The organism is Pseudomonas sp. G(2018) (assembly GCF_005502415.1).
Classification (GTDB): domain Bacteria; phylum Pseudomonadota; class Gammaproteobacteria; order Pseudomonadales; family Pseudomonadaceae; genus Aquipseudomonas.
In genome coordinates this window covers 253,160-267,775 of record NZ_SCOO01000001.1, presented here as the reverse complement: position 1 = coordinate 267,775, position 14,616 = coordinate 253,160, and the positions used below count along the sequence as shown (strand labels likewise).

The 14,616-nt window shown below is 59.7% G+C and carries 10 protein-coding genes; 7 read left to right on the top strand and 3 right to left on the bottom strand.

Annotated features, from left to right (window positions below; genetic code table 11):
• The first annotated feature begins 788 nt into the window (after window positions 1–788).
• The 7 genes from FFS64_RS01255 (at window position 789) to FFS64_RS01225 (ending at window position 12,745) form a co-directional block, all read left to right on the top strand.
• Window positions 789–2,840 carry a bifunctional diguanylate cyclase/phosphodiesterase gene (locus tag FFS64_RS01255; RefSeq protein WP_137803899.1) on the top strand — a complete coding sequence of 684 codons (2,052 nt, stop codon included), beginning with the start codon at window positions 789–791 and terminating at the stop codon, window positions 2,838–2,840.
• A 262-nt stretch (window positions 2,841–3,102) separates the two neighbouring features.
• Complete coding sequence (locus FFS64_RS01250) at window positions 3,103–4,446, top strand: imelysin family protein (RefSeq protein WP_137803898.1); 1,344 nt, start codon at window positions 3,103–3,105, stop codon at window positions 4,444–4,446.
• Between the two features lie 266 nt (window positions 4,447–4,712).
• Window positions 4,713–6,140: a di-heme oxidoredictase family protein gene (locus FFS64_RS01245; RefSeq protein ID WP_137803897.1), complete on the top strand. Its 1,428-nt coding sequence runs from the start codon at window positions 4,713–4,715 to the stop codon at window positions 6,138–6,140.
• Window positions 6,141–6,167: 27 nt separating this feature from the next.
• The gene (locus tag FFS64_RS01240; protein ID WP_137803896.1) at window positions 6,168–7,232 is read left to right on the top strand and encodes an imelysin family protein; all 1,065 of its coding nucleotides are present in this window, start codon (window positions 6,168–6,170) and stop codon (window positions 7,230–7,232) included.
• A gap of 14 nt (window positions 7,233–7,246) precedes the next feature.
• Window positions 7,247–8,344 (top strand): DUF1513 domain-containing protein, encoded by a 1,098-nt coding sequence (locus FFS64_RS01235; protein ID WP_137803895.1) that lies wholly within the window; start codon window positions 7,247–7,249, stop codon window positions 8,342–8,344.
• 205 nt (window positions 8,345–8,549) lie between these two features.
• On the top strand, window positions 8,550–9,713 hold the full coding sequence (locus tag FFS64_RS01230; RefSeq protein WP_137803894.1) for an efflux RND transporter periplasmic adaptor subunit: 1,164 nt from the start codon (window positions 8,550–8,552) through the stop codon (window positions 9,711–9,713).
• A complete protein-coding gene (locus tag FFS64_RS01225) occupies window positions 9,713–12,745 on the top strand; it encodes a multidrug efflux RND transporter permease subunit (RefSeq protein ID WP_137803893.1) in 3,033 nt (1,010 codons plus the stop codon). Before FFS64_RS01230 ends, FFS64_RS01225 begins: the two co-directional genes overlap by 1 nt.
• Before the next feature lie 175 nt (window positions 12,746–12,920).
• On the opposite strand, the gene FFS64_RS01220 is transcribed toward FFS64_RS01225, so the two are convergent.
• Genes FFS64_RS01220 through FFS64_RS01210 form a run of 3 tightly spaced genes read right to left on the bottom strand, consistent with a single transcriptional unit; the run spans window position 12,921 to window position 14,534 of the window.
• Entirely contained in the window at window positions 12,921–13,145 is a 225-nt protein-coding gene (locus tag FFS64_RS01220) for a hypothetical protein (protein WP_137803892.1), read from the bottom strand.
• 2 nt (window positions 13,146–13,147) lie between these two features.
• Complete coding sequence (locus tag FFS64_RS01215) at window positions 13,148–13,861, bottom strand: lipopolysaccharide kinase InaA family protein (RefSeq protein WP_137803891.1); 714 nt, start codon at window positions 13,859–13,861, stop codon at window positions 13,148–13,150.
• Window positions 13,862–13,865: 4 nt separating this feature from the next.
• A complete protein-coding gene (locus FFS64_RS01210; protein WP_137803890.1) occupies window positions 13,866–14,534 on the bottom strand; it encodes a class I SAM-dependent methyltransferase in 669 nt (222 codons plus the stop codon).
• Between the last annotated feature and the right edge of the window lie 82 nt (window positions 14,535–14,616).

The following is a 14,616-nucleotide window of genomic DNA, read 5'->3' as shown; positions in this document are numbered from 1 at the left end:
CTGTGAGGTATTGGTTGGCTGTCAGGCCGCCTTCGCGGGCAAGCCTCGCTCCTACAAAATCAAGAGCAAGAGCAGATCACAAACACTCACTCCGCTCTTCACCACTCATCAGGCCGAGCGTTAGCTCGCCTTCAGCTCTTGATCTTGATTCACCCGCCCCTTCGGGAGGCTGAGTGGAGGTGTTCATCCGGGGACTGGCGCGTAGCGCCGTTCGACGCAGTCGAACCCATTGCATGTAGGTGCAGCGAAGCCAACCGGAGGGCAATGCCCCCGGATGAATGCCGGAGCGAAGGAACCCCGAGCCTTGGCGAGGGGCCGGACGCCGGGGCGAGACCTTTTGGTTCCTTTTGGGGCGTTTGCCAAAAGGGACTCGCCGTAAGGGCGAAACCATAAGCAGCCGTTACCGCAGCAATGGATATTCACACCATCCAAAAAACCGATCGGCTATTAGGCTAGACCGCCTTCGCGGGCAAGCCACGCTCCTACAGGAAGATCGCGCCAATTCATAAAGAAGGCCAATTTCCCACGATGAAACCATCCTTCAACCCCTTGCCCCGGCGCCACAGCCGTCTAACATCAGTCAGAAGGAAAATATCTCCACATCCCTCCTCAAGTTGAAGGACTCGACAACCGACACAGTACTAATCGGACAATTACCGCAGACAACTGCATATCGGCCAAGCTGCAGGCAAAATCCCCCATGGATGATTGTCCCTTTGACTGCCATCACGGGATTGCCAATACTCATGGCAACTTGATGCTACCCGCACGGAACAAGGAATAACCCTTTGAAGCTGGAACTCAAGAACAGCTTGTCGGTGAAGTTGCTCCGGGTCGTACTCCTGTCGGCATTGATCGTCGGCGTGGTCTTGAGCTGCGCGCAGATCGTGTTCGATGCCTACAAAACACGCCAGGCCGTTGCCGGCGATGCCGAACGCATCCTCGACATGTTCCGCGATCCCTCGACCCAGGCCGTCTACAGCCTGGACCGGGAAATGGGCATGCAGGTCATCGAAGGCCTGTTTCAGGACGATGCCGTGCGCCAGGCCTCCATCGGCCACCCCAATGAAGCCATGCTCGCGCAGAAATCCCGCGAGCCGCAGCACTCCAGCAGTCGCTGGCTGACCGACCTGATTCTCGGCAAGGAACGCACCTTCACCACTCAATTGGTGGGACGCGGCCCTTACAGCGAGTATTACGGTGACTTGAGCATCACCCTCGACACGGCGACCTACGGGCAAGGTTTTATCGTCAGCTCGGTGATCATCTTCATATCGGGCGTTCTGCGCGCCCTGGCAATGGGGCTGGTGCTGTATCTGGTCTACCACTGGCTATTGACCAAACCGCTGTCGCGGATCATCGAGCACCTGACCGAAATCAACCCGGATCGTCCCAGCGAACACAAGATTCCGCTGCTCAAGGGTCACGAAAAAAACGAGCTGGGGATCTGGATCAACACTGCCAACCAGTTACTGGAGTCCATCGAGCGCAACACCCATTTGCGCCACGAGGCGGAAAACAGCCTGTTGCGCATGGCCCAGTACGATTTCCTCACCGGCCTGCCGAATCGTCAGCAACTCCAATCGCAACTGGACAAGATTCTGGTTGACGCCGGCAAGCTGCAACGACGGGTGGCCGTGCTGTGTGTCGGCCTCGATGACTTCAAGAGCATCAACGAACAGTTCAGCTACCAGACCGGCGACCAGCTGTTGCTGGCCCTGGCCGATCGCCTGCGGGCGCACAGTGGACGCCTTGGTGCCCTCGCCCGCCTCGGCGGCGACCAGTTTGCCCTGGTGCAGGCCGATATCGAACAACCTTACGAAGCCGCCGAGCTGGCCCAAAGCATTCTCGATGACCTGGAAGCGGCGTTTGCCCTCGATCATCAGGAAATCCGCCTGCGCGCCACCATCGGCATCACCCTGTTCCCCGAAGACGGTAACAGCACCGAGAAGCTGCTGCAGAAAGCCGAGCAAACCATGACCCTGGCCAAGACCCGCTCGCGCAACCGCTATCAGTTCTACATCGCCAGCGTCGACACCGAGATGCGCCGCCGTCGCGAGCTGGAGAAAGACCTGCGCGATGCCTTGGTCCGCGAGCAGTTCTACCTCGTCTATCAACCACAGATCAGCTACCGCGACCACCGGGTAGTCGGCGTCGAGGCGTTGATTCGCTGGCAGCATCCGGAACACGGGCTGGTTCCGCCGGACCTGTTCATCCCGCTGGCCGAGCAGAACGGCACCATCATTGCCATTGGCGAGTGGGTGCTGGATCAGGCTTGCAAGCAATTGCGCGACTGGCATGACCAGGGTTTCAGCGACCTGCGCATGGCGGTGAACCTGTCCACCGTGCAACTGCACCACGCCGAGTTGCCAAGGGTGGTCAACAACCTGCTGCAGATGTATCGCCTGCCACCGCGCAGCCTGGAGCTGGAGGTGACCGAAACCGGCCTGATGGAAGACATCAGCACCGCCGCCCAGCACTTGCTCAGCCTGCGTCGTTCCGGGGCGCTGATCGCGATCGACGACTTCGGTACGGGTTATTCCTCACTGAGCTACCTGAAAAGCCTGCCGCTGGACAAGATCAAGATCGACAAGAGTTTCGTTCAGGACCTGCTCGATGATGACGACGACGCAACCATCGTTCGCGCCATCATCCAATTGGGCAAGAGCCTGGGCATGCAGGTGATCGCCGAAGGTGTGGAAACGGCCGAACAGGAGGCCTACATCATCTCCGAAGGCTGCCACGAAGGTCAGGGTTATCACTACAGCAAACCGTTGCCGGCAAGGGAATTGGGCGCTTATCTGAAGCAGGCCCAGCGTAGTAATGCAGCAATTATGTAAAAGACCGCTGTCTCCTTTCTCTCTGTGGGAGCGAGCCTGCTCGCGATGAATTTGAAGGCGATGCATCTTTCAGACCGCCCGCATCATCGTTCACCACCCTCGCAAGCAGGCTCGCTCCCACAGAATGAAAACGCCTGCCCCTCGTGAATAAGAAATATTTCCAAGCACAACCCTTTACACATAATGCGAAAGATTTGCATTATGTGGCAGTTTTGCGCGCCGGGCGCGCCATTCCACCCCCTCTCGAAGCAGGATGTTCGCCATGATTCGTATGCCTCTGGCTACCGCCAGTCTGTTGGCCATCGCAATTTCCCTCGCCGGTTGCGGTGAAGGCAAAGACAAGGAAAAAGCTGCCGCACCTGCGCCGGCTGCCAGCACCGCTGCTGCCCCGGCTGCTCCAGCCGCCGCCGGTAAAGTCGATGAAGCCGCTGCCAAAGCCGTTGTCGCCCATTACGCCGACATCGTTTTCGCTGTCTACAGCGATGCCGAATCCACCGCGAAAACCCTGCAAACCGCTGTAGACGCCTTCCTCGCCAAGCCGAACGCCGACACCCTGAAAGCCGCCAAGGCTGCCTGGATCGCCGCCCGCGTTCCTTACCTGCAGAGCGAAGTTTTCCGCTTCGGCAACACCATCATCGACGACTGGGAGGGTCAGGTGAACGCCTGGCCACTGGACGAAGGCCTGATCGACTACGTCGACAAATCCTACGAGCACGCGCTGGGTAACCCGGGTGCCACCGCCAACATCATCGCCAACACTCAGATTCAGGTCGGCGAAGACAAGGTCGACGTGAAAGACATCACCCCGGAAAAACTCGCCAGCCTGAACGAGCTGGGCGGTTCCGAAGCCAACGTCGCCACTGGCTACCACGCCATCGAATTCCTGCTCTGGGGCCAGGACCTGAACGGCACCGGCCCTGGCGCCGGCAACCGCCCTGCTTCCGATTACCTGGAAGGCAAAGGCGCTACCGGCGGCCACAACGACCGTCGCCGTGCCTACCTGAAAGCCGTGACCCAACTGCTGGTCAGCGATCTGGAAGAAATGGTCGGCAACTGGAAGCCGAACGTGGCCGACAACTACCGCGCCACCCTGGAAGCGGAACCGGCTGAAAGCGGCCTGCGTAAAATGCTGTTCGGCATGGGCAGCTTGTCCCTGGGCGAACTGGCGGGTGAACGCATGAAAGTTTCCCTGGAAGCCAACTCCCCGGAAGACGAACACGACTGCTTCAGCGACAACACCCACAACTCGCAGTTCTACGATGCCAAAGGCGTTCGTAACGTGTACCTGGGCGAATACACCCGTGTCGACGGCACCAAAATGACCGGTGCAAGCCTGTCGTCCCTGGTGGCCAAAGTCGATCCGGCTGCCGACACCGCACTGAAAGCCGATCTGGCTGCGACTGAAGCCAAGATGCAGGTCATCGTCGACCACGCCAACAAGGGTGAGCACTACGACCAGTTGATCGCTGCCGGCAACACCGCCGGCAACCAGATCGTCCGTGACGCCATCGCTTCGCTGGTCAAGCAGACCGGTTCGATCGAAGCCGCCGCTGGCAAACTGGGTATCAGCGACCTGAACCCGGACAACGCTGATCACGAGTTCTGATCAACGCTGGCTGAATAGAAAGGCGACCTTCGGGTCGCCTTTTTCATGCCTGAAATTTGAGCGACGCTGATGGCCTCATCGCGGGCAAGCCACGCTCCCACAGGTCCTGCGCAAGATCCTGTGTAAGCGGGCTTGCCCGCGATGGCCGCGACACGGTCTCAAGTCAAACCCTGCCCCACATCAAGCAAACGATAATTCCTCTTATTCAAACCCCCCTACCCTGTTAGACTTTGCGCCCTTGTTTTGCTCGTCTTGCAGGATGTCTGATGCCCCCGCTGCCTCTTCGCTTGTCCGCACTGTTCCTGGCCCTGGGCCTGAGTGCCTGCGATGACGCCCCGCGTTTTACCAAGGCAGAACCCGGTGAAGCCCGCTCCGGGGGCAGTGCGACCGTGCGCAAGACCGATCAGAACGCCTTTTCGCTGCCATCGGCCAACCTGCCGCCATCAAGGCGTGTGGACTTCAGTGTCGGCAACAGTTTCTTCCGTAATCCTTGGGTGATCGCCCCGTCGACCACGACCGCCCGTGACGGCCTCGGCCCCTTGTTCAACACCAACGCGTGCCAGGGTTGCCATATCAAGGACGGTCGCGGTCATCCGCCTGCGCCGGATGCGCAGAATGCCGTGTCGATGCTGGTGCGCCTGTCGATTCCCGATGCTCCCGCCTACGCCAGGATCATCGAGCAACAGGGTGTCGTACCGGAGCCGATCTACGGCGGACAATTCCAGGACATGGCCGTGCCCGGCGTCGTCCCGGAAGGCAAGGTGCGGGTCGATTACACGCCAGTGCCGGTTCGCTTCAAGGACGGCACCGTAGTCGAGCTGCGCAAGCCGACCTTGAACATCACCCAATTGGGTTACGGCCCGATGCACCCAGACACCCGCTTCTCGGCCCGGGTTGCACCGCCGATGATCGGCCTGGGCTTGCTGGAAGCCATCCCGGAAGAGGCCATTCTGGCGAACGCCGAGGCGCAGGCTAAAGAGAAAAACGGTATCGCCGGTCGACCGAACCGGGTCTGGGATGACACGCAGCAAAAGACCGTCATCGGGCGATTTGGCTGGAAAGCCGGACAACCGAACCTCAATCAACAAAATGTTCACGCGTTTTCCGGTGATATGGGCCTCACGACCAGCCTGAGGCCCTTTGATGACTGCACCGATGCGCAAACCGCCTGCAAACAGGCACCGAACGGCGCAGGCCCCGATGGCGAGCCGGAAGTCAGCGACAACATCCTGCGCCTGGTGCTGTTCTACACCCGCAACCTCGCCGTCCCGGCGCGCCGCGATGTCAGCGCGCCTGAAGTGCTGGCCGGCAAGAATCTGTTTTACCAGGCTGGTTGCCAGTCCTGTCACACACCGAAATACACCACCGCCGCCAACGCCGCCGAACCTGAACTGGCCAATCAAGAGATTCGCCCTTACAGCGATCTGCTGTTGCACGACATGGGCGACGGCCTGGCCGACAACCGCAGCGAATTCCAGGCCGGCGGTCGCGACTGGCGCACCCCACCGTTGTGGGGCATCGGCCTGACCGAAGCGGTCAGTGGCCACACCCAGTTTTTGCATGACGGCCGCGCCCGCAACCTGCTCGAAGCCGTGCTCTGGCATGGCGGCGAAGCGAAAGCTGCGCAACAACAGGTTTTGACTTTCAATGCCGAGCAGCGCGCTGCGTTGCTGGCGTTTTTGAATTCCCTTTAATACCCATTCCACCCGCGGGAGCCCGACATGTTCCGTCCCAAATTGTTGTTCACCAGCCTTGCCGCGCTAGCCTTGGGCGCTTGTTCGCCACAGGACCCGCAAGCCGTCACTTCGGCGGCCATCGCCAAATCCGTGATCCTGCCGACCTACACCCGCTGGGTCGAAGCCGACCGCCAACTGGCCGTCAGCGCCTTGGCGTATTGCGAAGGCAAGGAAACCCTCGACACCGCCCGTGCCGACTTCCTGCACGCACAAAAAGCCTGGGCCGAGCTGCAACCGCTACTGATCGGGCCGCTGGCCGAGGGCAACCGTTCGTGGCAGGTGCAGTTCTGGCCGGACAAAAAAAACCTCGTCGGCCGTCAGGTCGAACAACTGGTCACCGCGCAGCCTCAGATCGATGCCGCCGCGCTGACCAAGTCCAGCGTTGTGGTTCAGGGTCTATCGGCCTACGAATACATCCTGTTCGACAGCAAGCCTGATGTGGCCAACGCCGAGCAAAAGGCCAAGTATTGCCCACTGCTGATCGCCATTGGCGAGCGCCAGAAACAGCTGGCCGAAGAGATCCTTAAAAGCTGGAACAACACCGACGGCATGCTCGCGCAGCTGAGCAAGTTCCCCAACCAGCGCTACGCCGACTCCCACGAAGCGATCGCCGATCTGTTGCGTGTGCAGGTCACCGCCCTCGACAGTTTGAAGAAAAAGCTCGGCACGCCGATGGGCCGTCAGAGCAAGGGCGTTCCACAACCGTTCCAGGCCGACTCGTGGCGCAGCCAGTCGTCGCTGACGAGTATGCAAGCCAGCCTCGCCGCCGCCAAAACGGTCTGGGAAGGTGTCGACAACAAAGGACTGCGCGGTCTGCTGCCAAGCGAACAAAAACCATTGGCCGACAAGATCGACGCCGCCTATGCCGCGTCGTTGAAACTGTTCGCCAGCAACCAGCGCTCGCTGACTGAAACGCTCGGTGATGATGCCGGTCGCCAGCAACTCAACGATATCTACGACAGCCTCAACGTCGTCCATCGCCTGCACGAAGGCGAGCTGGCCAAGGCGCTGGGCATTCAATTGGGCTTCAACGCCAACGACGGTGACTGATGAGGGCGAGTGCCATGCTGCGACGCCAGGTTCTGACTTTAGGTAGTTTGCTGTTGGGAGCGGTGACACTGGGTGGCTGGACGCTGTTCAAGCGCAAGGATCAGAGCCCGCTGCTGCTCTCGGCGCGGGACGATACCGATAGCAAGCATTATGCCGTCGGTTATCGGCTGGATGGCACTCGGGTGTTCGCCACTCCGGTCGGCCAGCGCTGCCACGACATCATCAACCACCCGACGTTGCCGATCGCACTGTTTGTCGCCCGGCGGCCGGGCACCGAGAGTTACCTGATCGACTTGCGTGACGGCACCCTGCTGCAGACCGTAACGTCCCGGCCGAACCGGCACTTCTACGGTCACGCGGTGATTCATCAGAGCGGCGATTGGCTGTACACCACCGAAAACGACACCACCGATCCGGGTCGCGGCCTGCTCGGCGTGTACAAATTCGAAGGCGAACGGCTGGTCCATAGCGGCGAGATTTCCACCCACGGCATCGGGCCGCATCAGGTGTCGTGGATGCCCGACGGCGAAACCCTGGTGGTGGCCAACGGCGGGATTCGTACCGAGGCTGAAAGCCGCGTCGAGATGAACCTCGATGCCATGGAACCGAGCCTGGTCCTGATGCAACGCGACGGCACACTGCTGAGCAAGGAAACCCTCGCCCAGCAGATGAACAGCGTGCGTCACCTGGGCATTGCCAGCGACGGCACCATTGTCGCCGGCCAGCAATTCATGGGGGCGGCTCATGAGCCTTCGGAACTGCTGGCGATCAAGCGTCCCGGTCAACCGTTTGTGGCGTTCCCGGTGCCCGAGCACCAGTTGCAGGCGATGGGGCACTACACCGCGAGCGTCGCAGTGCACAGCGACTTGCGCCTGGTGGCGTTGACCGCGCCCCGGGGCAACCGCTTTTTCATCTGGGACCTGGACAGCGGCGAAGTGCGCCTGGACGCGCCACTTCCCGATTGCGCCGGGGTTGGCGCGGTGGCCGACGGTTTTGTCGTGACCTCGGGCCAGGGACGCTGCCGGTACTACGATTGCCGTCAGACAGATCTGGTTGCAAAACCGCTGGAACTGCCGGCGGGGCTCTGGGACAACCATCTTCATCTGATCTGAGTACCCTGCTCTTGTAGGAGCGAAGCTTGCTCGCGAAGGCGGCGGCACATTCAAGTGCGATGTGCCTTGACATACCGCCTTCGCGAGCAAGCTTCGCTCCTGCAGGATTTGCACCTGCCTGTAACAAGTGCCAGTTGGATTCCCTTTCCCACTCGCGGTAATGTTCCCCCCTGTCTCACCTGATTTACTCCAAGGAACTGGAAATATGCTGCGTCGCCGCATGCTGATCATGTTGGGTGTTGTTCTGCTGATCGTGCTGGTGCTGGCCGGGTATAAAGCCTTCTCCATCTACACGATGATCCAAGGCTTCTCCGCGCCGAAGCCGCCCATCAGCGTCGCCGTGGCCACGGCTACCGAACGGCCCTGGCAAGCTCGCCTGCCCACCGTAGGCACCCTCAAGGCGCTGCAAGGCGTGGACCTGAGCCTGGAGACCGACGGCACCGTCATCGATGTGCAGTTCGAGTCAGGGCAGAAGGTCAAGGCCGGCCAACCCATCGTCCGGCTCGACAGCGCCGTTGAAAGTGCCTTGCTCGAAACCGCCCTGGCCGACCTCGGACTGGCCCAGGTGGATTACAGCCGTGGCAGTCAACTGGTGGGCAGCCAGGCCATTTCCAAGGGTGAGTTCGATCGACTCTCGGCGGTACTGAAAAAGAGTAAGGCGACGGTCAATCAACTCAAGGCTGCGCTCGGCAAGAAAAGCATTCTCGCACCCTTCAGCGGCACCATCGGCATTCGTCAGGTGGACGTCGGCGACTACGTGGCCACCGGCACCATGATTGCCACCCTCCAGGACCTCAGCAGTCTGTACGTCGACTTTTTCGTACCTGAACAGTCCGTGCCGAAGATTGCCGTCGGCCAGCCGGTGCAGATCATAGTGGCGGCTTTTCCGACGGAGGCGTTCCCCGGCACCATCAGTGCGATCAACCCGAAAGTCGAGAACAGCACGCGCAACGTGCAGGTCCGTGCAACCCTGGCCAACCCCGACGGCAAGCTGCTGCCAGGGATGTTCGCCAGCCTGCAGGTCATTTTGCCCGATCCGCAGCCACGCATCGTCGTGCCTGAAAGCGCGATCACCTACACGCTCTATGGCAACTCGGTCTATGTCGCTGCCCAGAAAAAAGCCGAAGACGGCAGCGTGGAAAAAGACGACAAGGGCCAGCCTGTCCTGATCGCCGAACGGCGCTTCGTGGAAACCGGCGAACGTCGTGATGGCATGGTGATGATCACCAAAGGCGTGCAGAACGGTGAAACGGTGGTGACCGCCGGCCAGATCAAGCTGGACAACGGTGCACACATTACCATCAGCGACGACAAGACCCTGGCCGAGAAAAACGGCCAACCCCGCGCTGACGGATCAAGGAACCCCTGATGGCTTTTACTGATCCGTTCATTCGTCGCCCGGTACTCGCCACCGTGGTCAGCCTGCTGATTGTGCTGCTGGGCTTCCAGGCCTGGAGCAAGTTGCCGCTGCGCCAGTATCCACAAATGGAAAACGCCCTGATCACGGTGACCACCGCGTACCCGGGGGCCAACGCCGAAACCATCCAGGGCTACATCACCCAACCGATGCAACAGAGCCTGGCCAGCGCCGAGGGCATCGATTACATGACCTCGGTCAGTCGCCAGAATTTCTCGGTGATTTCGATCTACGCACGTATCGGCGCCAATAGCGATCGCCTGTTCACCGAACTGTTGGCCAAGGCCAACGAGGTCAAGAACCAGTTGCCTCAGGACGCGGAAGACCCGGTCCTGAGCAAGGAAGCTGCCGACGCCTCGGCGCTGATGTACATCAGTTTTTTCAGCAAGGAATTGAGCAACCCGCAGATCACCGACTACCTGTCGCGGGTGATCCAGCCGAAACTGGCGACCCTGCCGGGCATGGCCGAAGCCGAGATTCTCGGCAACCAGGTATTTGCGATGCGCCTGTGGCTGGACCCGGTGAAGCTTGCCGGTTTCGGCCTGAGTGCCAGCGACGTGACCAACGCGGTACGCCAATACAACTTTCTCTCCGCCGCCGGCGAAGTGAAAGGCGAGTATGTGGTCACCAGTATCAACGCCAGTACCGAGCTCAAGTCCGCGGAAGCTTTCGCGGCGATCCCGCTCAAGGTCGATGGCGACAGTCGCGTACTGTTGCGTGATGTCGCACGGGTGGAGATGGGCGCGGAAAACTACGACACCATCAGTTCCTTCGGCGGCACGCCCTCGGTGTACATCGGCATCAAGGCCACGCCGGGCGCCAACCCGCTGGACGTGATCAAGGAAGTGCGCAAGATCATGCCGGATCTTGAGGCCCAACTGCCGCCGAACCTCAAGGGTGAAATCGCCTACGACGCCACACTGTTCATCCAGGCCTCGATCGATGAAGTGGTGAAAACCCTGTTCGAAGCGGTGTTGATCGTGATCGTCGTAGTGTTCCTGTTCCTTGGTGCGCTGCGGTCGGTGGTGATCCCGGTCGTCACTATCCCGCTGTCGATGATCGGCGTGATGTTCTTCATGCAGATGATGGGGTATTCGATCAATCTGCTGACGCTGCTGGCGATGGTGCTGGCCATTGGTCTGGTGGTGGACGACGCCATTGTTGTCGTGGAAAACATTCACCGTCATATCGAAGAAGGCAAGTCGCCGCTGGACGCGGCCATTGAAGGCGCCCGGGAAATCGCCATGCCGGTGGTGTCGATGACCATCACCCTGGCGGCGGTCTACGCGCCGATCGGATTCCTGACGGGGCTGACCGGGGCACTGTTCAAGGAGTTCGCCCTGACCCTGGCCGGGGCCGTGGTGATCTCCGGCGTCGTGGCCCTGACGCTGTCGCCGATGATGTGCGCCTTCCTGCTGCGTCACGATGAAAACCCCACCGGCCTGGCCCATCGTCTCGACCTGATTTTCGAAAGCCTCAAGCGTCGTTACCAACACCTTCTGCACGGCACCCTTAACACCCGACCAGTGGTGTTGGTCTTTGCCGTCATCGTGCTGTGCCTGATTCCGGTACTGCTCAAGTTCACCAAGTCGGAACTGGCACCGGATGAGGACCAGGGCGTCATTTTCATGATAGCCAACGCCCCGCAACCGACCAACCTCGACTACCTGAACACCTACACCGACGAGTTCATCTCGATCTTCAAGGCGTTTCCCGAGTACTACTCCTCGTTCCAGATCAACGGCTTCAATGGCGTGCAATCGGGCATCGGCGGTTTCCTGCTCAAGCCCTGGAACGAGCGCAGCCGGACCCAGATGCAGATCCTGCCCGACGTTCAGGCCAAACTGGAGAGCATTCCCGGTCTACAGATTTTCGGCTTCAACCTGCCGTCGTTGCCGGGTACCGGTGAGGGTCTTCCCTTCCAGTTCGTCATCAACACCGCCAACGATTACGAGTTGCTGCTGCAAGTGGTGGACCGGGTGAAAAAACGCGCGATGGAATCCGGCAAGTTCGCTTTCGTCGACGTCGACCTGGCCTTCGACAAACCCGAAGTAGTGGTGGATATTGATCGTGCCAAGGCTGCGCAGATGGGCGTGTCGATGCAGGACCTGGGCGGAACGCTGGCGACCTTGCTCGGCGAAGCGGAGATCAACCGGTTTACCATCGAAGGCCGTAGCTACAAAGTCATTGCCCAGGTGGAACGACCCTTCCGGGATAACCCTGACTGGCTGAACAATTACTACGTCAGGAATACCCAGGGTGAATTGCTGGCCCTGTCGACACTGATTACCGTGACCGACCGGGCGCGCCCACGGCAATTGAACCAGTTCCAGCAACTCAACTCGGCCATTCTTTCCGGGGTACCGCTGGTCAGCATGGGCGAAGCCATCGACACCGTGCGCCAGTTCGCCCGGGAAGAAGCGCCTGTAGGGTTTGCCATCGACTACGCCGGCGCATCACGGCAATACGTGCAGGAAGGCAGTGCGTTGTGGGTCACCTTCGCCCTGGCATTGGCGATCATTTTCCTGGTGCTGGCTGCGCAGTTCGAAAGCTTTCGCGATCCGCTGGTGATTCTGGTGACCGTGCCGCTGTCGATTTGCGGCGCGTTGTTGCCGCTGTTTCTCGGCTGGTCGAGCATGAACATTTATACCCAGGTCGGATTGGTGACACTGATCGGGTTGATCAGCAAGCACGGGATCCTGATCGTCGAGTTTGCCAACCAGTTGCGCAAGGACAAGGGCCTGACACCACGCGAGGCCGTGGAGGAAGCAGCGGCTATTCGCCTGCGTCCGGTGTTGATGACGACCGCCGCGATGGTATTCGGCATGGTGCCGCTGATCATTGCCACGGGTGCCGGGGCGGTCAGCCGATTTGATATAGGTACGGTGATTGCGACCGGGATGTCGATCGGCACGCTGTTTACGTTGTTTGTGTTGCCATGCGTGTACACCCTGCTGGCAAAACCCGATAAACCATCGCACTGATAATACTGTGGGAGCGAGCCTGCTCGCGAATGCACTGGAACAGTCGGCATGAAAGTGACTGATACACCGCATTCGCGAGCAGGCTCGCTCCCACATTTGATCTCCGACATGCCTGAAATCGCGCAACAAAAAAGGCCTCGCATCAGCGAGGCCTTTTATTTGGGCTTCAATTTTTTCAACTTTGCGGCCTCAATCCTTGAGACAGTCCGAAGATGAACAGCAATAAATCATGATCGGGCTGAGTGGCCACGGATGCCTTGGCGACCCGTGGCAGGGGGCAATGGTCGCCACTCTCTGAACTAAGAACTTGCGTGCGTGGCTGCTCCCAAGCTGCCACCGCGAGTGAAGCAACTGCCAAGGCTCCTACTAAAAACAAACCTCGCGCAACTTCAAGTTTCATTGCTATAAACCTTTGATAGCGCTGCCATACGCCGTCTTGTAAAAATAGACGAGCTTTTCCCAGTCCGTAGGGCTGAACGACGAGTGGCGACGCAGCTGCTTCAGGTCGTGGACTGCCGCTTGCCTTGCGCTCAAACGCTGCCGGCATTTCTCCAGGTCGATCAGCGCAATTTCGACCTTGGCGGCCTCGTCTTCACCGGTCACGCGCACGAACACATGCTTGGTATAGAGGCAACTGTGCTGCCAACGGCCCTTGTGCATACGCGCCAGGTTGTCGGCCAACTCCTTCAACACCCGATCGTGCACCGCTTCACCGTGACGCTCACGCTCACCAGCCGCATACCAATGTTCGAGCTCCACGAAGCCATCCAATGCTTTGGTCACCAGCAATGCGCGCCAATTGTGCACCGGATCGCGCTGCGCACCGCAGAAAACGATTTCCGGGACGCCTACGCCGAGCTGACCGACACCGATGAGTGCGTCACGTTCGCGCAACACTGTCGGCCGCCCGACCGGATGCAGCAGACTGCGATAGGTGTGCCCGGTCTGGCGCTTGGCATACAGCAGCTGGCCATCACTGCCCATGACGCGCTCTACACCACTTTCTCCTCCGCGCCGGACATTGGGCTCTTCTACCCATTCACCACGCTGATTCCAGAAATAGTCGAAGCGGTCCTGAGAAACGAGGTCCGATCCTGCTACACACTGCACTGCCATCCTGTTACCTCTTGCGTAATACGTATACCCGCCACATGGCATAGAGCGGTAAAAAGTCCAGACGTTCCTGAATACGGAAACCGGCTTCTTCAAACTCCTGTTCTACCGTAGCGGCTGGTAACACAAATCGGTTTTGGTAACCGACTTGCCCACGCCTGCGTTCGAGACGCTTGCGTTTCCAGGCCTTGAAATTGCCATCCACCCACAGTGAGAGGATCACGCTGTCACGGGTGACGCGCTCGAATTCACGCAGAATGACCCGTCGATGCTCGGCTTCACCGATGTGATGGAGCAAACGCATGCAGAAAATGCTGTCGACGGCGTTATCAGGCAAGGCGATATCGAATGCAGAGGTGTGCAAGGGTTGTACCCGCTTCACCACGTCGGCCGGCTGCGCCTGCGTGGCAATCTTCAACATCGACTCGGAGTTGTCGGCTCCGATGATCACGCGATTGGGCTTTTCCGCCAGCAAGGGCCAGAAACGCCCCGCACCGCAGGGCAGATCGAGTACCAGGCCCGGCTCGCCAACCAGCGTCAGCGCCTTGCGCGCCAGTTGTTCGTCACGCCAATGGGACAGTTTGCGACTGACGCCGTCCTGATGTTTGAGCAGGTACTGTTGCGCGTGTTGATCGTCGTATTTTTCGGAAAAATCAAGTTTGATCGGACCGGCCATCGTCAGGGTCTCCTGTACTTCTGATGGCGACCACCTTAGGCATCGCCATGTCAGCGTCAGGTCATGCCTTTGTGAAAAAATT